We start from the raw sequence: 19,155 nt of genomic DNA on the forward strand, positions 1-19,155 counted from the left end.
AGGATGCCCACAATCGTTCGGTCAGCGTGCCGTCTTGGGGTCGAAGGCGTCACGGACCGAATCCCCGAGCAGGTTGAACGCCACGATGAAGATGATCATGGAGATACCCGGGAAGAACATGTATGTGATGTCGTTCTGCATCACGAGCTCGGTCGACGCCTTGGAGAACATCTGTCCCCAGTCGGGCGTCGGTTCCACGATGCCCACGCCGAGGAACGACAGGCCGGCTTCGGCCGTCACGAAGGCGGGGAGCATGTATGTGGACTGCACCAGAATCGGCGTGACCACGTTGGGGAGGATCTCCTTGCGGATGATCCGCCAGGGGGGCGCGCCGCTCACCTTGGCCGCCTCGATGAACTCACGACCCGCCAGGGACAGAGTCGAGCCGCGCAGAATGCGCGCGAGACTCATCCACCCCAGGAACCACTGGACCGCGATGAGCGCGACCACGCGGACGTAGACAGGCGTCTCGTCCCTGGGGTCGACGAAGAGCGAGACCACGACGGGCATGCTCGCGATGAAGAACAACTGCGACGGGAAGGCCAGCAGGAAGTCGATCGTGCGACTGACGAGCTGGTCCGTCTTACCGCCGAGGTAGCCGGCCGCGACACCGAGGACGATACCGGTGAGCACGGTGGCGATCGTCACCGCCAGGGAGATGCCCAGCGAGTTGCGGATGCCGTAGAGCAGCTTGGTGAAGACGTCGTAGCCGTTGCCCGGCTCCAGTCCGAACCAGAACTCGCCACTGATGCCGCCGTTGGGCTGCAGCGGAACGCCCGCACTGTCGAAGAGTTCGGGCCGCTCGTCGGCGAAGACCGTGTACGGGTCCTTGCCGTACAGCTTGGAGATGACCGGCGCGAGGAGCCCGACCAGAAAGAAGAAGGCCACGATGCAGGCCGAGAGCACGCCCGCACGATCCCGCTTGAAGCGGATCCACATCAGCTGGCCGGGGGAACGCCCCACAAGCTCCTGCGGCTTGTCGGACTCGACGGTCGACACCAGCTCGGGGTCCAAGGCGACCGTGGAACCGGAGCCCTCGGCCTTGGTTGGACTGGTCATGAGGTACTTCCCCCGGGGGGTTGAGAGTTGAGCGCAGCACAGATACCGGCAGGTTCTGTGGTTTGGGGGAACTTTCGCCAAAGTGTTCAACGCGCGTCAAGGGCGGAAGACATAGGGATCTCCCTACCGCCGATATTTTGAGGAAAAATTGCGCAGACCGACACCTGAGCGCGCTTGACAGCCAGGATGAACAACCGTCAAAACGGACATTAACTGACAGGTTTCGGTTTACATGTCCGAAACGCGATCGCTGATTCACCGGTATCCGGACTGCGCCGACCGGGTGACGGTCCGTCACCCGGACACGCCGTGGCCCACCCCTTGGGACGACCCGTCGGCCGGCTGCCCGGCGGCATGCCTGAGGCCCGGCCCGCCGGACAGGGCGGGCCGGGCGACGAGGGATGCGCAGAGGGCGCCCGCCGGGGCGCCGTCAGGCGTCAGCCGTGCTTGGCGCGGCTCGCGGCGCGGGCGCGCTCGCGGGCGTCCAGGTTGACCTTGCGGATGCGAACCGCCTCGGGGGTCACCTCGACGCACTCGTCGTCGCGGCAGAACTCCAGCGACTGCTCCAGCGACAGCTTGCGCGGCGGGACGATCGACTCCGCCACGTCGGCCGTCGAGGACCGCATGTTGGTGAGCTTCTTCTCCTTGGTGATGTTGACGTCCATGTCGTCGGCGCGGGAGTTCTCGCCGACGATCATGCCCTCGTACACCTCGGTGCCGGGCTCCACGAACAGCACGCCGCGCTCCTGGAGGTTCGTCATCGCGAAGGCGGTGACGGCGCCGGAGCGGTCGGCGACCAGGGAGCCGTTGTTACGGGTCTGAAGCGTGCCGAACCAGGGCTCGTGGCCCTCGTGGATGGAGTGGCCGATGCCGGTGCCGCGGGTCTGGGTGAGGAACTCGGTGCGGAAGCCGATCAGGCCGCGGGACGGCACGACGAACTCCATGCGGACCCAGCCCGAGCCGTGGTTGGACATGTTGTCCATCCGGCCCTTGCGGACGCCCATGAGCTGCGTGACGGCACCCATGTGCTCCTCGGGCACGTCGACCGTCATGCGCTCGACCGGCTCGTAGACCTTGCCGTCGACGTCCTTGGTGACGACCTGCGGCTTGCCGATGGTCAGCTCGAAGCCCTCGCGGCGCATCTGCTCGACCAGGATGGCCAGCGCCAGCTCACCGCGGCCCTGCACCTCCCAGGCGTCCGGGCGCTCGGTGTCCAGGACGCGGAGGCTGACGTTGCCGATCAGCTCACGGTCGAGGCGGTCCTTGACCTGGCGGGCGGTGACCTTGCGGTCCTTGACGGCCGCCTTGGCGTCCGCGCCCTTGCCGGTGCCGCCACGGCCGACCAGCGGGGAGGTGTTGGTGCCGATGACCATGGAGATCGCGGGCTCGTCCACCGTGATCAGGGGCAGCGGAATCGGGTTCTCCGGGTCCGCCAGCGTCTCGCCGATCATGATGTCGGGGATGCCGGCCACGGCGCAGATGTCACCGGGGCCCGCCTTCTCGGCCGGCTTGCGGGTGAGCGCCTCGGTCATCATCAGCTCGGAGATGCGCACGTTGGTGACGGAGCCGTCGCGCTTCATCCAGGCGACGGTCTGCCCCTTCTTCAGCTCGCCCTGGTGGACGCGCAGCAGCGCGATACGGCCGAGGAAGTTGTCGGCGTCCAGGTTGGTGACGTGCGCCTGGAGCGGGGCCCCCTCCTCGTAGGTGGGGGCGGGGATGTGCTGGAGGATCGTCGAGAAGAACGGCTCCAGGCTGGTGGAGTCCTCCGGGACGGTGCCGTCGGCGGGCTTGGTCAGCGAGGCGATGCCGTCACGGCCGCAGGCGTAGACGATCGGGAACTCGATCTGCTCCTCGTCCGCGTCCAGGTCGAGGAAGAGGTCGTACGTCTCGTTGACGACCTCGTCGATCCGGGCGTCCGGACGGTCCGTCTTGTTGATGCACAGGATGATCGGCAGCCGGGCCTGCAGCGCCTTGCGCAGCACGAAGCGGGTCTGCGGCAGCGGACCCTCGGAGGCGTCGACGAGGAGGACGACGCCGTCGACCATCGACAGGCCGCGCTCGACCTCGCCGCCGAAGTCGGCGTGGCCGGGGGTGTCGATGATGTTGATCGTGATCGGGTCCCCGCCGGCCTTGGGGTGGTACTTCACCGCCGTGTTCTTGGCGAGGATCGTGATGCCCTTCTCACGCTCCAGGTCGTTCGAGTCCATCATGCGGTCGTCGACGGAGTCGAGCTGGTGGGCGGCGAAGGCCCCGGCCTGCTTCAGCATGCCGTCGACGATGGTCGTCTTGCCGTGGTCGACGTGGGCGACGATGGCTACGTTGCGGATGTCGTGACGTGTTGCGGACACGGCCATAAAGCGGCGTTCTCCCGGAGTGTGAGGAAGGCCTGCACGTACGTCTGTGTTACGCGGGCCCTGCCGGGCTTGACATGCCACGGCCTCACCCCATGGTACGTGGCCCGGCGGGGGGCGTTCTCCGCAGGGCCACGGGGGTCACTTCGCCGACGGGTTCGCCGGACCCGCGGCGCCCTTCTTCAGGAAGCCCATGTCCTCGTAGACGGGGGTCTGGAAACCGAACGCCCCGGCGTTGGCGAGGTTCTTGCGCACCGCCGTGAGCTGGGGGCGCTGGTAGAGGGGAATCGATCCGGCGGCCGCCCAGATCCGGGAGTCGGCCTTGCGGATCAGGGACCGCCGCTCCTCCTCGTCGAGGGTGGAGACCGCCTGGTCGAACAGCTGGTCCACCTGGTCGGTGCCGACCCGGGTGTAGTTCTGCTCGACGGTGAGCGACCCGTCGGCGGCCGGGACCGGCTTGGCGTAGATCGGCCGGGCGTCGGTGGCCGGGAACGCCGAGGCCGGCCAGGAGTACAGGGCGAGGTCGTACTGGCCGGAGGCGATGTGGTCCTTGAAGTAGCTGTCGTCGGCGACCTTGGTGACCTCGGTCCTGATGCCGACCTTCTCCAGCATGGACACGATCCGCCCGGCGACGGTGTGCAGGGGTGCCGAGCCCGGCCCGGACGGCAGCACGAACCGCAGGGTGAGCGCCTTGCCGTCCTTGGCCAGGCCGCCGTGCGCCGCACCGGCCGGGGCGGCCGTGCCCCGGGGGGCGTACGCGCCGGGCGCGCCGTGCTTGTTGACGTACTGCTTGCCGTCCTGGGCGAGCTGCCGTCCGCCCTCCTCGCCGGCCGCGGTGCCGCGCAGGTGCCCCTGCCCCTGTTCCCGGCCCGCCTTGTCGTCCTCGCCGACGATGTACGTGCCGTCGTCGCCGCCCGCGGACTCCTTCTGCGAGGAGCGCGCGCCGGCCTTGCCGCCCTCGGAGCCGGCCGCCTTCTCGGCCTTCTTCTCCTCCTTCACCGGGCCGCCCGGCACCCAGCCGGCGTCCGCGAGCAGGGCCCGCGCCTCCTTGGCGTCCTGCCCGCCGAGGGCGCCGCTGCCGTCGGCGTACGCCTCCTGCCCGGACAGCGCGAGGTGGCTGCCGACGGGCACGGCGGGCAGGCCCAGCGGGTCGAGGACCGCCTTCGCCAGATCCGCCCGGTCCAGCGCCCGGGCCACCGCTCGGCGCACCCGTTCGTCGGCGAGCGGGCCGTCGGCGCCGTTCAGGGCGAGCTGGGTGTAGGCGGGCTCCAGCGACTTGCGCACCTCGTACTCGCCCAGCGTCGCGTCCGCCGCGTCGCCCCGTGCCGGGGGGTTCGGCGCCTTCGCCGCGGTGCGTCCCGAGCCGGTGGTGGTCAGCGGTCCCGCCGCGCCCCGGGCGGCCTCGTCGACGCGGCGGGCGGCGGCCGGGTCGATCTCGGCGAGGTCGACGGAGCCGGCGGCGAGGGCGTCGGCGCGCCGCTCGCGCGGCACGGCCGTCAGCGCGATCTCGGAGAGCTTCGCGGGCTCGCCCCACCAGCGCGGGTTGCGGGTCAGCAGGATGCGGCCGCCGGGGCGGTCCACCTGCTCGATGCCGAAGGGCCCGGCGGTCACCTTGAGCTTGCCGCGCGCCCCGTCGTTGAAGGAGTCGGGGGTGCCCATGACGTCCTTCGGGTAGAGCGGGGTGAACAGCGAGCGCCAGTCGGCGTAGGCGCGGCTGAAGGTGACCCTGACCTCCAGGTCGTTCTTGCCGCGTTCGACCTTCTCGATCCGGTCGTAGCCGGCGTTGCGGGCGGTCCAGTAGGCGCTGTCCTTCCCGGACAGGGCGCGCCACTGGGCGGCGAAGTCGGCGGCGCCGATCTCCCGGCCGTCGCTCCACACGGCCTGCTGGGCGAGCCGGTAGAGGACGACCTGTCTGGGCTCGGTGTCGACGACCTCGGCGGACTCCAGGTAGTCGGTGTTCAGCCGCGGCCGTCCGTCGGCGTCGAGCCGGAACATCGACGGCAGGACGGCCTGGGCGACCCGGGAGGTGGTGGCGTCGGCGTCCGCCTGGAAGGCGTTGAAGGTCTCCGGCACGGTGTCGACCGCCCAGCGCAGTGTGCCGCCGTCGGCGACCTTGGAGCGGGCGGCCGCGGCGATGTCCTGCGCGGCGAGCGGCTTTCCGGCCGGGTCCTCGGAGCCGCAGGCGGTCAGCGTGGTGACCGCGAGGACGCCCGCGGTGAGGAAGGCGACCGAGCGCATGACCGCGCGGGGGCCGACGCCGTCATAGGACATATCCGGTACCTCCGGGAGCCGCTGCCGCCCGTGACACGCGTGCGTTATGTTCACATTCGGCGGTATTTTGGAGTTGATCAGATCTACGGCCCACTGAAGAGGAAAGGCTTCCTCAGCCGGGGACGACACGGCGGCGCGGGGGCGCAAGCCCACCCGTGCGGAGCAAGGCGCGCTCCCGGCGCACACAGAGCGCGTACGGGCGTGCGGCGAGGCGCACAATCCGCCAATCGCCGCACACGCCTTCACATCACCCGTGTGACGCGCAACACTCGCTGGCGCATGAGCGTCGCCGTCCAGGGCCCGCGGGCCCGCGGAAGTGAGGTCACGTCATGTCCGTGCACGACGATCTGACATCGGTACAGCGCTGCCTCGACGACCTGTCCCGCTCGGTGGGCCGTCTGGAGCAGCAGCTCGGCAGCGGCGGGCTGGAGATGCGCCGCGTCCGCGCCGACGCCGACCATCTGCGGGAGAGCGTCGCCCTGCTGCGCGCGGCGGCCGCGTCGCCCGCCGCGGCGGACAGGCCCCCGCTGGTCACCATCTCCGACACCCCCTACGACGACAGCCTGTGGGTGGACACCGACGACGAGGGCTTCGGCGCGCGCCGGCACGCGCCCTGATCCGACCCGGCGGGGCCGTTCCGGGCCCGACGCCGGCTGCCGCGCTCCGGAGACGAACCGATCCCCGAAAGGTGCGTCCTTACGTTGGCCACAGGCACGGAACCCCGCCCCCCGAGCGGTGTGCGCACCCCGACGCGCGCCGCCATCACCGCCCCCCATCTGCGCACCGACCGCTGGTGGCTGGCCCCCGCCGTCACCGCCGCCGGGCTGTTCGCCTTCATCGTGTACTCGACCTGGCGGGCCTTCTCCGACGCCCACTACTACGCGGCGCCGTACGTCTCGCCGTTCTACTCGCCCTGTCTGGCCGAGCGCTGTGAGCCGATGCACGCGGGCCCGAACTGGGAGATCTTCGGAAGCTGGTGGGGCGTCTCGCCCGCGATCATCATCCTGATCTTCCCGCTGGGCTTCCGGCTGACCTGCTACTACTACCGCAAGGCGTACTACCGGGGCTTCTGGGCCTCCCCGCCGGCCTGCGCGGTCGCCGAACCGCACCGCCGGTACACCGGCGAGACCCGCTTCCCGCTGATCCTGCAGAACGTCCACCGCTACTTCTTCTACGCGGCGCTCCCCGTCGCGGGCATCCTCACCTACGACACCGTGCTCGCCTTCCGCGACGAGCACTACGCGTGGGGCCACATGGGCCTGGGCACCCTCGTCTTCCTGGTCAACATCGTGCTGATCTGGGCGTACACGCTCTCCTGCCACTCCTGCCGGCACATCGTGGGCGGCAAGCTCAGGCACTTCTCCAGGCATCCCGTGCGCTACCAGCTGTGGCAGTGGGCGGGGAGGCTGAACGCCCGCCACATGCAGCTGGCCTGGGCGTCGCTGGTCAGCGTCGCGCTCGCCGACTTCTACGTGTACCTGGTCGCCTCGGGCGCCTTCGCCGATCCGCGCTTCTTCTAGACGAGTGGGGCTTTGTGATGTCCGTGGTCGACCGGCAGGAGTGGGACGTCGTCGTGGTCGGGGCCGGCGGCGCCGGTCTGCGCGCCGCCATCGAGGCGCGTGAGCGGGGCGCGCGCACGGCCGTGATCTGCAAGTCGCTGTTCGGCAAGGCGCACACCGTGATGGCCGAGGGCGGCATCGCGGCGGCCATGGCCAACGCCAACGAGCACGACACCTGGCAGGTGCACTTCCGCGACACCATGCGCGGGGGCAAGTTCCTCAACCAGTGGCGGATGGCCGAGCTGCACGCGCGGGAGGCGCCGCAGCGGGTGTGGGAGCTGGAGACCTGGGGCGCCCTGTTCGACCGCACCGCGGACGGCCGGATCTCCCAGCGCAACTTCGGCGGCCATGAGTACCCGCGCCTGGCGCACGTCGGCGACCGCACCGGACTGGAGCTGATCCGCACCCTCCAGCAGAAGATCGTCGCCCTCCAGCAGGAGGACTTCAAGGAGACCGGCGACCACGAGTTGCGCCTCAAGGTCTTCCAGGAGTGCACGGTCACCCGGATCCTCAAGGACGGCTCACGCGTCAGCGGGGTCTTCGCCTACGAGCGTGAGACCGGCCGTTTCCTCGTCCTCGAAGCCCCTGCCGTCGTGATCGCGACCGGCGGCATCGGCAAGTCATTCAAGGTGACGTCGAACTCCTGGGAGTACACCGGCGACGGCCACGCGCTCGCCCTGCTCGCGGGCGCGCCCCTGTTGAACATGGAATTCGTGCAGTTCCATCCGACGGGCATGGTCTGGCCGCCGTCGGTGAAGGGCATCCTCGTCACCGAGTCCGTGCGCGGCGACGGCGGGGTGCTCAGGAACTCCGAGGGCCGGCGGTTCATGTTCGACTACATCCCGGACGTGTTCAAGGAGAAGTACGCCCAGTCCGAGGACGAGGCCGACCGCTGGTACGACGACCCCGACCACAACCGGCGGCCCCCCGAACTGCTCCCCCGCGACGAGGTCGCCCGCGCCATCAACGCCGAGGTGAAGGCGGGCCGGGGCTCCCCGCACGGGGGCGTCTTCCTCGACGTGTCCACACGGATGCCCGCCGAGGTCGTCAAACGGCGGCTCCCGTCGATGTACCACCAGTTCAAGGAGCTCGCCGACGTCGACATCACCGCGGAGGCGATGGAGGTCGGCCCGACCTGCCACTACGTGATGGGCGGCATCGCCGTCGACTCCGACACGGCCGCCGCGCGCGGGGTGCCCGGGCTGTACGCGGCCGGTGAGGTGGCCGGCGGGATGCACGGCTCCAACCGGCTCGGCGGCAACTCCCTCTCCGACCTGCTGGTGTTCGGCCGCCGGGCGGGACTGCACGCCGCCGAGTACGCGGCGGGCCTCGCCGCCGGGCGGCCCCCGGTCGACGACACACAGGTCGACCTGGCCGCCGCGGAGGCTCTGCGCCCCTTCTCCGCCGAGGAGCCCTCGGGGGCGCCCGCGGAGAACCCGTACACCCTCCACCAGGAACTCCAGCAGACGATGAACGACCTGGTCGGCATCATCCGCCGGCAGGGCGAGATGGAGCAGGCCCTGGAGAAACTGGCGGAGCTGCGGGTACGGGCCCGGCGGGCCGGCGTCGAGGGCCACCGCCAGTTCAACCCGGGCTGGCACCTCGCCCTGGACCTCAGGAACATGCTGCTGGTGAGCGAGTGCGTGGCGCGGGCCGCGCTGGAACGCACCGAGTCGCGCGGCGGCCACACCCGCGAGGACCACCCGGCGATGGAACGCGCCTGGCGCAACGTCAATCTGCTGTGCCGGCCCGCCGAACCGGCCGCCGGACCGGAGGGCGCCGCCGACCCGTCCCGCGGGAAGATCGTCCTGTCACGGGAGACCACCGACCCCGTCCGCCCCGACCTGCTCGCCCTCTTCGAGAAGGAGGAGCTGGTCAAGTACTTCGCCGAAGAGGAGCTGTACCGATGAGCGGCTACCAGGCCCACTTCAGAGTGTGGCGCGGCGACGTCGAGGGCGGCGGCCTGAAGGACTTCGAGGTCGAGGTCAACGAGGGCGAGGTGGTCCTCGACATCGTGCACCGCCTCCAGGCCACCCAGGCCCCCGACCTCGCCGTGCGCTGGAACTGTAAGGCGGGCAAGTGCGGTTCCTGCTCGGCCGAGGTCAACGGGCGGCCCCGGCTCATGTGCATGACCCGCATGTCGGTCTTCGGCCGGGACGAGACGATCACCGTCACACCGCTGCGTGCCTTCCCGGTCGTCCGCGACCTGGTCACCGACGTCGGCTTCAACTACCGCAAGGCCAGGGAGATCCCGTCCTTCGTGCCGCCGGAGGGGGTGGCTCCCGGCGAGTACCGCATGTTCCAGGAGGACGTGGACCGGTCGCAGGAGTTCCGCAAGTGCATCGAGTGCTTCCTGTGCCAGGACACCTGCCATGTGGTCCGCGACCACGAGGAGAACAAGCCGGTCTTCGCGGGGCCCCGCTTCCTGATGCGGATCGCGGAGCTGGACATGCACCCGCTGGACGCGGCCGAGGAGAGCGGCCTCGACCGCAAGAAGACCGCCCAGGACGCCCACGGTCTCGGCTACTGCAACATCACCAAGTGCTGCACGGAGGTCTGCCCCGAAGGCATCAAGATCACCGACAACGCCCTGATCCCCCTGAAGGAGCGTGCCGTCGACCGCAAGTACGACCCGCTGGTGTGGCTGGGCGACAAGATCCGCCGGCGGAGCTGACGCTCCCCGGGGAGCTAGCGCACCCAGCCGTCCTGGTAGGCCTGCCAGTCCTCCTCCTGTGCGGCGAAGTCGACGTAGGCGGCGACGCCGAAGTTGCGCCGGTCCGCGTCCGTGCGGGACAGGCCGAGGCGTACGCCGCGGACGGCGCCGGCGACGGTCTCCGCGTGCTCCCAGTGGCCGAACCCCTTCTGGTGGTAGAAGGGCAGGCCCATCAGCAGGTCGGTGGTCTGCGGGGTGACCTCCAGGGCCAGGGAGGTCTGCTGGGCGACATAGCCGCCGTACGTGCTCTCCAGCGGCTGCATGGTGTCGTACGACATCAGCGCGATCTGGTCCACGCGGCGGGCGACCTGGCCGAAGAACCGCTGCGACCACCACTTCGGGTGGCCGGTGAGCGTGCCCCGGGCGGTGTGCAGGCCCGGCAGCGGGTCGATCTGGTGGGCGGCGACGGAGAGCGGGACGCCCCGGGCCGCGGTGACGGCGTGCAGGGCGTCGAGGAGGGTGAGGTAGTCGGCGTCGTCGGAGTGCAGGGGCTCCAGGTCGAAGTGGGCGCCCTCGAAGCCTGCGGCGAGGATCTCGCGGGTCGACCGCACCACGGCGGCCCGGGTCGGGGCGCTCTCCAGCCGCATGCCGCCGGACCCCTCACTGGCGAGGACGTCGCCCAGCCAGGCCTGGACCCTGATCCCGGGCATCTCGCGGTGCACGGCGGCCAGGAACCAGCGGGCGTTCGGGTACGCCGACGCGGGCAGTGTGCCGTCGTGCTCCAGGGGGCCCGCGTGGACGTAGAGGTCGCGGATGCCGGTGCGCTTCAGCCGGGCGGCGAGGGCGGTGACGTCGGCGTCCTTCTTACGGCCGTCGACCCAGGCGTGGCCGAGCCAGAGTGCGTCCTTGCCCCGGGTGAACGTGCCGTCGGCCGGGTCGCCCATGTAGTTCACGCGCAGGACGGTGAGGGCGGTGAGGAGCGGGACGAGGAGGATCAGGGGGACGGCGAGGGCCAGGCGGCGGAGCAGGCGACGGCGCTTGCTCGGCGCCGGTTCGGCGCGTCGGGTTTCCTCGGTGGGCTGTGCCGGCTCCTCGGACGGTCGTGCCTCTTCCTCCGGTCGCTTCTCGGCCGCGGGCTCGTCGGTCTGCGGCGAGTTGCCCATCTTGAGTCCCCCTTCTGGCGCACGACGTGCTGCCCGGCGGTGCGGCCGGAGTCGTGTGGCCGACGTTGCCGAAGAGGACGAGGGGAACGGGTGTTCCGGTTGCGATCACGCGGGACCGCGGGTCAGAACAGGCTGAGCAGCGCCTCCGCGGGGTCCGTGAGCGTCGTCTCCCCGTCGGGGAGGGGGAGTTCGAACCAGACGGTCTTGCCGCGCGGGGTGCGCCGGGAACCCCAGGCCGCGGAGAGCAGGCCCACCAGCTGGAGGCCCCGGCCGCCCTCGTCGGTGTCGCGGGCGCGACGGCGGCGCGGCTGGACCAGACCGGCGTCCCAGACCTCGCAGACGAGGGTGCGGTCGAGCAGCAGCCGTAGTCGGATCTCGCCCTCGCCGTACCGCAGCGCGTTCGTCACCAGCTCGCTGACCAGCAACTCCGTGGTGTCCACGAGCTGTTCGAGACCCCATGCCAGCAGTTGGGTGCGCGCGTGCTCGCGGGCCCGGCCCACACTGCGCGGCTCGCGGGGCAGGGTCCAGTCGCCGACCGAGTCGACGGGCAGGCCCTGGACACGTGCCATCAGCAGGGCGATGTCGTCCTCGCCGTGGTGGGTGTCGAGGGTGTTGAGGACGTGGTCGCAGACGTCCTCCAGCGGCCTGGACGGGTCGGTGAGCGCGCCGACGAACGCCTGGAGCCCCTCGTCGAGCGGATGGTCGCGGGACTCGACAAGGCCGTCCGTGTAGAGCGCGAGCAGCGCGCCCTCGGGCAGGTCGACCTCCACCTCCTCGAAGGGCTCGCCCCCGACGCCGAGCGGCATGCCCGGCGGCACGTCGAGCATCAGCGCCGCCTCGCCGGGTTCCACCAGCACCGGCGGGAGATGACCCGCGTTGGCGAAGGTGCACCGGCGGGTGACGGAGTCGTAGACCGCGTAGACGCAGGTCGCGAGGTACACCTCGGACAGGTCGGCCTCGCGGGGCCGGCGGGCCGCGCGCGTCGCCTGCTGGACCCCGCCGGGGGTGCCGAGGCCGCGTGCGATCTCGTCCAACGCCGAGAGCACTTCCGCCGGTTCGAGGTCGAGCAGCGCCAGCGTGCGGACGGCGGTGCGGAGTTCGCCCATGGCGACCGCGGCGCGCAGCCCGCGCCCCATCACGTCGCCGACCACCAACGCCGTACGGTGGCCGGGCAGTTCGATGACGTCGAACCAGTCGCCGCCGACCTCGCTGGGGCGGCCGGTGGAGACGCTGCCCGGCAGGTAGCGGCAGGCGATGTCCAGTCCGGAGGCGACCGGGTCGCCGGGCGGCAGCAGGGACCGTTGCAGTATCAACGCCCGCTCGTGCTCCCGGCGGTACAGGCGCGCGTTGTCGATGCACACCGCCGCCCGGGCCGCGAGCTCCACCGCCAGGTCCCGGTCGCGGTCCCCGAACGGCTCGCTGCCCTTGGTCCGCGAGAACTGCGCGAGTCCCACGACGGTGTCGTGCGCGACCATCGGGACGGCGAGCGTGGACTGCACCGCCCCGCCCTCCTCGCCGGGGATGTACTGCGGGCGTGCGGTGCGCAGGGCGTCCGCGCACTGGGAGTTGAAGGGGTAGTGGTGGACCGCGCCGACGGCGACGGGGGTGCCGCCGGCGGCGAACGGGGCGTCGGAGACGGCGGACGCGAAGGCGACGCGGCGCAGTTCGGCGCTGCCGTCGGCCAGGCCGTGCGGGGCCTCGTCGCCGACCAGGAGGCCCTGGTAGAGGTCGACGGTGGCCAGGTCGCAGAAGCCGGGCACGACCACGTCGAGGAGTTCGCGCGCGGTCGTCTCCAGGTCGAGCGAGTTCCCTATGCGGGCCCCCGCGTCGTTGAGAAGGGCGAGATTGCGCCGGGCGGCGGCGGCCTCGCGGGCGGCCTCGCGGCGGGCGGTGATGTCGGTGCCGAGCCAGGCGATGCCGATCGGCCGGCCCGAACCGCTGTGCACGCGGTAGAGATTGATGGACCAGTGGCGGCGCTCTTCGGAGTCCGGCACGAACCCGGTGACGTGCATGTCCGTGATGGAGTCGCCGGTCTGCAGCACCCGGCGCAGGATCGCGCTGACCCGCTCGGCCTCGGAGCGGGGCAGGTAGTCGTGGACGCCCTTGCCGCGGTGGTCGTCGGGGGTGCCGCCGAAGAGGGAGGCGAAGCGGTGGTTGGCGCGCCGGACCCGCAGGTCGGGGTCGATCAGCAGGAAACCGAAGGGCGATTGGCCGAAAATCGCCTGCGAGGCGGCGAGGTCGGTCTCGATGCTGCGCAGGGTGCGGACGTCGACGACTATGCAGACGGCGGCCTTCTCGCCCTCCTGGGTGCGCGTCGGCATGACGTACACCTCGGCGAGTCCTTCCTCGCCGCGCCGGCCGTCGTCGGTGTCGGGCATCCGGAAGGGGACGACGCCGGTCCACTCGCGGCCGTCGAGGATCTCGGCCATCTTGCGCTGGCCGTGTTCGCGCAGGTCGGGGTCGATGAACGCGTCGATGGGGTCCATGCCGACGGCCCGCCCGGCGGGGATGCCGAAGATCTGCTCGGCGCGCAGGCTCCACTGGTCGACGAGTCCGTCGGGGCCGATCGAGAACGAGGCGGCCTTGATGTAGTCGTAGATCGAGCCGGGCGGGCTGCTCTGCCACATGGCGTCCCCGGGCTGTGCCTCACCGCCGAGTGCGCCGAGACCGCCGAGGCCGTCGTGGCCGAACGGGGTGCGAGCGGCGGGTTCGTCGCGGTGGGTGTGGTCGTCGCGGCCGGGGTTTCGGTCGATGCCGGCGTTTCCGTCGGCGCCGGGGTTTCCGTCGGCGCCGGGGTTTCCGTTTGTTCCGGTGTTTCCGTTTGTGCCGGTGTTTCCGCTCCGGCCGCCGTTCTCGCCGCGGCGTTCCCGGCCGCGGCCCTCGCCTTCGCCGTCACCGTCGCCGTCGGTCACGTCGACGTGTCCGGCGTCCCGCCCGGCGTCGCGACCGACGCCGGCGGCGAGTTCACCCGCGGCCTTCGCCCTCGCGCCGTCCGACGGGTCCTCGGACTCCGTGGCCTTCGCTGGTATCTCGCTCACGCGAACCGTCCCCTCCAGCTCACCGCGCCCGGCACCGGTCACCGGGGGCGGCTGCCCGCAGTATCCAGCACTACGGCGCCGCGCGGCACGGTGTTCACGATCACAGCTCGGTCCCGCTGTTTTCCGGACCGTTCCGTGACAACACTGCCAGTCTTCTAACCAGCGGACCCGTGGTCGAACCGCACCTTCCGGCACGGGTCGCCGGCGAGGCGTCCGGGAGCCGCGGGCCGGGGCGCGACGCACGGGCGGGCGCCGGCGCGACAGGCACGGCGCGCGGACCTCCGGAGCCCCAGCCTTCCAGACGCGGCCCCACTCCCGTGGGCTTCCGGCTCAACCGGGTACAGCCAGTTCGAACCACACCGTCTTGCCGATGCCTCCGGGGCGGGTGCCCCAACGGCGCGAGGAGGAGGCGACCAGCTGAAGCCCCCGGCCGCCCTCGTCGTCCAGCCCGGCGACGCGCTCGTGCGGCGGATCGGGCAGCGGGTCGGAGACCTCCACCAGCAGGACCCCGTCCAGTCCGGCCGGGCGGATCAGCCGGACGCCGATGGGGCCGGTGGCGTGCCGCAGCGCGTTGGTCACCAGCTCGCTGACCAGCAGGGCGGCGAGATCGCCGAGGCTGTCGAGGCCCCAGCCGCGCAACTGGCCCCGGACGGCACCGCGAGCCCTGCGCACCGCTCCCGGATCCGCGGGGAAGGTCCACTCGGCGCGCTCGCCTCCGCTGTCGATCACGCCGATCACATCCCGGGCCCGGCGAGGAACACCCCTGTCCGTTTTCGTGGGGTTAATGGGCCCATACCCGATATCGCCCGCGCCTCACCGTGCGAGCAACGGGAGTTCCCGCTGCATCACCGAGGCCCAGGAGGACTCCCTGATCGCGGCGGGGCTGCTTCAGGACCCACGTGGGCTCCACGGGTACAAGTACGCGATCGACACCCTCGGCGCCCCGCTCGCACTCCGGGTCCCGGCCACCGCGATCCTTCTGACCTCCGATCGCGACGACTGGTCGGACCTCTACGGGAAGCGCGTGATCATCAAAAACGCGTGAGCACCGCCGCCCGCGGGGAGCCGGGCTCGGCGCACCTTCAGAGCAGTGTTCCGCCGGCCTTGAGGTCGTCGAACAGCAGCTGGTCGACCGGAGGAACCAGAGGGCGGTCCGCGTACGAGAACCAGGCGGTCTCCTCGATCTCGCTGCTCGCGGACAGCGTCCCCTCATAGCGCGCGGTGTAGCAACTCATGCGCACCACGGTGCCGGTCGGCGCGCCGGGCACCTCGGCCTCATAGGTGCCCACGTGCACCGCCGTGGACGGATCGAGGAGCACCGTCAGCTCCTCCTTGACCTCACGCAGCAGGGTCTCCAGGTCGCTCTCCGCACCCTCCCGCTTGCCACCGGGGATGTAGAAGACGTCCTTCCCCCGGGGCCTGGCGCAGAGAATCCTGCCGTTCTCCACGAGCACCCACGCCACCGTGTCGATCAGGGCCGTCATCACTCCGCCTTCACCATCCGGAACCGTCGTCAGTCAGGACCTTAACGAGCCCGGCACGCGTCCGCCGGGCCGTTTCAGCCCTCCAAGGTCGCGATCGCCTCGGTCAGCCACCGCTTCTCCTCGGCGCCCGTCGCGCGGGCGATGCGCAACATGCCTTGGCGGAAGAGATCCGGCGCCTCCTCGGCCCGTACCGGCTCGCCTTCGCGATAGAAGAAGCTCGCCGGTGCGTCCAGAAAGGCCTGTCGACGGCGGAGGACGGCGGCCTGCTCCGCCCGGTCGGGCAGGTGTCGCAAGAACGCCAGCAGCGTGAAGAAGCGCTGCCCGTCGGTGATTTCGGCGTCCTTGGGGTCCCGGAGCCGAGCCTGCAGGCCGGCGCGGCCCGCCTCGGTGAGGGAGAGGATCCGCCGGGGTGCCGCTCCGCTTCCCGGCTCGGTGCGCTGCTCGACCAGACCCGCCTTCACCAGCCGGGTGATGGCCGGGTAGAGCGCGCCGTCACTGACCGGGCGAATGTGGCCGCTGAGGCCCTGGATGCGGGCCTTCAGCTCGTATCCGTGCAAGGGCTCCTCGCAGAGGAAACCCAGAATCGACAGCTCCAGCACGCCCCCCGAACCCCTTCCTGCGCCTGTCCGGACGCTTGCCCGTCCCGCGCGACCATGCTACCTCTTTCCGCTGTACCTCTAATCGAGGTACAGCGAAAAGAGGGGGAATGGTCATGAGGGCAGCAGAGCACCGGCGCGAGCTGGTGTCGCTGGCGCATCCGGTCTACTTGGAGCTGCTCGCGGGCGTCACCGCCGGGATCATCAACATGGTCTGGGTGGCGAGGCTCGGCGGAGAGGCTGTCGCCGCGGTGGCCGTCGCCACCAACCTGGAGAACCTGCTGCTCGGCGTCATCCTCGTCGCGGGGTCGGGCATGACCGTGCTGGTCGCACGGTCCACAGGCGCGGAGGATCCGGCAGCGATGCGGGCCGCCGTTCGTGGCGGCTGGACACTGTGGGCGATCGTCACGCCCGTCGTCGCCGTAGGCGGTTTCCTGTGCCGCCGGCCACTCGCCCGACTCGTGCTCGGGGGCGGCGAAGACAGCTCGCTGCCCCTCGCCACCGGCTACTTCTCGATCGCGCTGCCGGGAATCGCGGTACTCTTCGCGACCAACGTCATCGACGGCATCCTGAAAGGCACGGGCGACACCCGCACCCCGATGAGACTCGCCATCCTCGCCAACGGACTGATCCTCGCGCTGGATCCGCTGCTCATCCTCGGCTGCGGGCTCGGGGTCCGCGGGGCCGCGATCGCCACTGTGCTGGGCCGGACGTTCGCGCTTGCCTGCGGATTCATCGCGCTGCGCCGCAACGCCCTCGTACGGCAGGCAGCCAGGGCGCCCCTGGACGGGACCAGGTCACTCGCTTCCGATGCCCGAAGGGTCGCCGCGACAGGGCTGCCCATGTCAGCCGATTTCGTCGTGCGGATGACGGGTGCGCTCGCCCTCGTGGCCGTCGTCGCCCGGATCGGTGTCACCGAAGTCGCCGCCTACGGAATCGCGACCAAGGCCATGTACGTCGCAACCATGGCCTTCTACTCGGTACGTCAAGCCGCCGCCATCCGTACCTCCCACCGCCTCGGCACCGGACACGACGAGCGATGGGCCATCGGGCGGCAGGCACTGCTTCTCGCCGGGGCGCTGGGGCTCGCGGCCGCGCTGGCGCTGCTCACCGCCGGGCCATGGATCATGCGGGCTTTCGGCAGTGAAGGCGCCGTGGCCGAGGCCGGCACGCTCTACCTACGGTGCCTGGGACCGTACTTGGTACTGCTCGCCTGTTTCATCGCGTTGGGCGGGGTGTTCGAGGGCAGCGGTGCCAGTCCCGCCCTCGCCCGGATCACCACGTGCGGGGTGACGCTTCAACTGACCCTCGCGTACGGCCTGTCGGGGGCGGGACTGCCCGGCATCTGCCTGGCCATGGCAGCATCCATGGCCCTCCAGTGCGCGGCTGTTGCCAGGATGTACCGGCGCACAGCGCCCCCGACGACCACCCGCCTCGACGGCAGTCGGCCAGGAACCTCCGCCGCATCTCGCGACTCCACACCCGACAACCGACTTGCCTGAACTGCGGGACGGCGGCCGCGTGGTGTCAGGCGCGGACGGCGGTGCCGTTGGGGCCTATGCGTTCCACCCAGTAGAGCTGTTTGTGTCCGCGGCCGTCGAGGCTGTCCGCGATCTTCTGGGCCTCCGCGCGCGTGGCGTACTGGCCTACGCGGTAGCGGTTGCCGTTGTCGTCCTGCCGTATGACGAGCCACGGCAGAGAGGTGGTGCTGTCGTTCGTCACGCCCCGCGTCTCCTTCCCTCGGCGGTCCGCCCTGATGTCGTCCGCGGCCCGCTTCGCGCCCCGCCCTCTGAGGAAACCGCAATCCGCATATGCCCGAGCGTACGCCTTACCTTCACGCAGCGAACACGGCTTTTCACAAACAGGTACGCAACCAGCCAAGACGCAGGGGGCGCACGGGACCGAACGCGCCGGGCGCGGGACATGACGCCTCCGGTCGGCGCGTTGCCGGGCTTTCCGGGAGCGACCTGCGGGAACAGCGCGAAACGACCGGATTACGACGGCCCGTGAGCGCCCCCGTGGCGGGCGGTTTCCAGGGGCAACTGCCGCGGGGTTGTGCGCCGCGCGCCCCGCGGCCGAGGTTCACCGCACCGGCAGGTGGTACGCGACGCGGTAGCGGTCCGCCGGGATGACCACGTCCGCCGTCTCGACCGGGCGTCCGGAGGCGTAGTAGGTGCGCTGGACGACCAGCACCGCGTGCCCGGGCACGCCGCCCAGGGCGAGGAGTTCGTCGGCGAGGCCGGGGCGGGCCCCCACCTCCTCGGCGACGTTGTCGACGATGACGTCGATCGCGCGCATGCGCTCGACGACGCCCATCCCGCCGAGCGGGCCCTCCTCGGGCAGCATCACCGGGGTGCGGCCGGTGAGGGCCAGGGGCTCCCAGGAGGTGGAGAGCATCATCGCCTCACCGGCCTCCCGGAAGACGTACTTGGTACACATCACGCGGTCCCCGGGCTGGATGCAGAGCCGCTCGGCGACCGCCCGGCTCGCCTCGGTCTGCTCGCTGCTGGACTCCCACGTCCCGCGCGCGCACCCCTCGGACTGCTCCTGCCGGAACGGCGTCGCGCCGCTCGCCGGGCGGTAACCGGAGCGGGCGATCCGGCGCGGGACGGGCTGCTCCCGCACGTACGTGCCCGAACCGGAGCGGCCCTCGACCAGCCCCTCCGCCATGAGCACCTTGCGCGCCTCCAGCGCGACGGTGTCGGAGACGCCGTACTCCTGGCGGATTCTGGCCTGTGAGGGCAGCCGGGTGTGCGGTGGCAGCGAACCGTCGACGATCTTCTTACGGAGATCACCTGCGACGCGCAGGTAGGCCGGCTGCTCACCGAATGTCACTGGCCACTCCCATCAGGTTGTACAGACAGCTACAGCCTGGCAACCGTGGGTTCCGCCGTGCAAGCAAAGGCCAGAGAATCACCCGATGTGATGACTTCCTCCGGCAGGGGGCTTTACGCAGGCACTTTCTGCCCACTATGGAGGTG

The 19,155-nt window shown here is 70.9% G+C and carries 15 protein-coding genes and 1 pseudogene; 6 read left to right on the forward strand and 10 right to left on the reverse strand.

What is annotated here, in order from left to right; all coding sequences use genetic code 11:
- Positions 1-21 precede the first annotated feature (21 nt).
- The 3 genes from EV567_RS25060 to EV567_RS25070 all read right to left on the reverse strand — a co-directional run bounded on the left by EV567_RS25060 (position 22) and on the right by EV567_RS25070 (position 5,681).
- Positions 22-1,059: an ABC transporter permease gene (locus tag EV567_RS25060; RefSeq protein ID WP_130443859.1), complete on the reverse strand. Its 1,038-nt coding sequence runs from the start codon at positions 1,057-1,059 to the stop codon at positions 22-24.
- A 437-nt stretch (positions 1,060-1,496) separates the two neighbouring features.
- Entirely contained in the window at positions 1,497-3,413 is a 1,917-nt protein-coding gene (gene typA, locus EV567_RS25065; RefSeq protein ID WP_130443861.1) for a translational GTPase TypA, read from the reverse strand.
- A gap of 138 nt (positions 3,414-3,551) precedes the next feature.
- Entirely contained in the window at positions 3,552-5,681 is a 2,130-nt protein-coding gene (locus tag EV567_RS25070; protein ID WP_130443863.1) for an ABC transporter family substrate-binding protein, read from the reverse strand.
- 329 nt (positions 5,682-6,010) lie between these two features.
- Between EV567_RS25070 and EV567_RS25075 the strand changes: the two genes are divergently transcribed.
- The 4 genes from EV567_RS25075 (at position 6,011) to EV567_RS25090 (ending at position 9,914) form a co-directional block, all read left to right on the forward strand.
- On the forward strand, positions 6,011-6,298 hold the full coding sequence (locus tag EV567_RS25075) for a hypothetical protein (protein ID WP_130443865.1): 288 nt from the start codon (positions 6,011-6,013) through the stop codon (positions 6,296-6,298).
- Positions 6,299-6,382: 84 nt separating this feature from the next.
- Positions 6,383-7,201 (forward strand): hypothetical protein, encoded by an 819-nt coding sequence (locus EV567_RS25080; protein WP_130443867.1) that lies wholly within the window; start codon positions 6,383-6,385, stop codon positions 7,199-7,201.
- 17 nt (positions 7,202-7,218) lie between these two features.
- Positions 7,219-9,150 (forward strand): fumarate reductase/succinate dehydrogenase flavoprotein subunit, encoded by a 1,932-nt coding sequence (locus EV567_RS25085; RefSeq protein WP_130443869.1) that lies wholly within the window; start codon positions 7,219-7,221, stop codon positions 9,148-9,150.
- Entirely contained in the window at positions 9,147-9,914 is a 768-nt protein-coding gene (locus tag EV567_RS25090) for a succinate dehydrogenase/fumarate reductase iron-sulfur subunit (protein ID WP_130443871.1), read from the forward strand. Before EV567_RS25085 ends, EV567_RS25090 begins: the two co-directional genes overlap by 4 nt.
- 14 nt (positions 9,915-9,928) lie before the next feature.
- On the opposite strand, the gene EV567_RS25095 is transcribed toward EV567_RS25090, so the two are convergent.
- The 3 genes from EV567_RS25095 to EV567_RS25105 form a co-directional block, all read right to left on the reverse strand.
- Positions 9,929-11,056 (reverse strand): hypothetical protein, encoded by a 1,128-nt coding sequence (locus tag EV567_RS25095; protein WP_130443873.1) that lies wholly within the window; start codon positions 11,054-11,056, stop codon positions 9,929-9,931.
- 122 nt (positions 11,057-11,178) lie between these two features.
- Positions 11,179-14,094 (reverse strand): SpoIIE family protein phosphatase, encoded by a 2,916-nt coding sequence (locus EV567_RS25100; RefSeq protein WP_242620995.1) that lies wholly within the window; start codon positions 14,092-14,094, stop codon positions 11,179-11,181.
- 330 nt (positions 14,095-14,424) lie between these two features.
- Complete coding sequence (locus EV567_RS25105; RefSeq protein ID WP_130443877.1) at positions 14,425-14,832, reverse strand: ATP-binding protein; 408 nt, start codon at positions 14,830-14,832, stop codon at positions 14,425-14,427.
- 115 nt (positions 14,833-14,947) lie between these two features.
- Here EV567_RS25105 and EV567_RS25110 point away from each other — a divergent pair.
- Positions 14,948-15,139 (forward strand): annotated as a pseudogene (locus EV567_RS25110) (DNA-binding protein); the annotation flags it as partial.
- A gap of 37 nt (positions 15,140-15,176) precedes the next feature.
- Here the strand turns inward: EV567_RS25110 and EV567_RS25115 are convergent.
- The gene (locus EV567_RS25115; protein WP_130443879.1) at positions 15,177-15,578 is read right to left on the reverse strand and encodes an NUDIX domain-containing protein; all 402 of its coding nucleotides are present in this window, start codon (positions 15,576-15,578) and stop codon (positions 15,177-15,179) included.
- Positions 15,579-15,652: 74 nt separating this feature from the next.
- The gene (locus EV567_RS25120) at positions 15,653-16,177 is read right to left on the reverse strand and encodes a PadR family transcriptional regulator (protein ID WP_130443881.1); all 525 of its coding nucleotides are present in this window, start codon (positions 16,175-16,177) and stop codon (positions 15,653-15,655) included.
- Positions 16,178-16,290: 113 nt separating this feature from the next.
- On the opposite strand from EV567_RS25120, the gene EV567_RS25125 reads away from it, so the two are divergent.
- Positions 16,291-17,676: an MATE family efflux transporter gene (locus EV567_RS25125; RefSeq protein ID WP_130443883.1), complete on the forward strand. Its 1,386-nt coding sequence runs from the start codon at positions 16,291-16,293 to the stop codon at positions 17,674-17,676.
- Positions 17,677-17,701: 25 nt separating this feature from the next.
- Here the strand turns inward: EV567_RS25125 and EV567_RS25130 are convergent, their stop codons facing one another.
- Both EV567_RS25130 and EV567_RS25135 read right to left on the reverse strand, forming a co-directional pair.
- Positions 17,702-17,896 carry an SPOR domain-containing protein gene (locus EV567_RS25130; protein WP_130443885.1) on the reverse strand — a complete coding sequence of 65 codons (195 nt, stop codon included), beginning with the start codon at positions 17,894-17,896 and terminating at the stop codon, positions 17,702-17,704.
- Positions 17,897-18,256: 360 nt separating this feature from the next.
- Positions 18,257-19,009 carry a GntR family transcriptional regulator gene (locus EV567_RS25135; protein ID WP_130443887.1) on the reverse strand — a complete coding sequence of 251 codons (753 nt, stop codon included), beginning with the start codon at positions 19,007-19,009 and terminating at the stop codon, positions 18,257-18,259.
- Positions 19,010-19,155 lie beyond the last annotated feature (146 nt).

This window comes from Streptomyces sp. BK239, assembly GCF_004217285.1.
Lineage (GTDB): Bacteria > Actinomycetota > Actinomycetes > Streptomycetales > Streptomycetaceae > Streptomyces.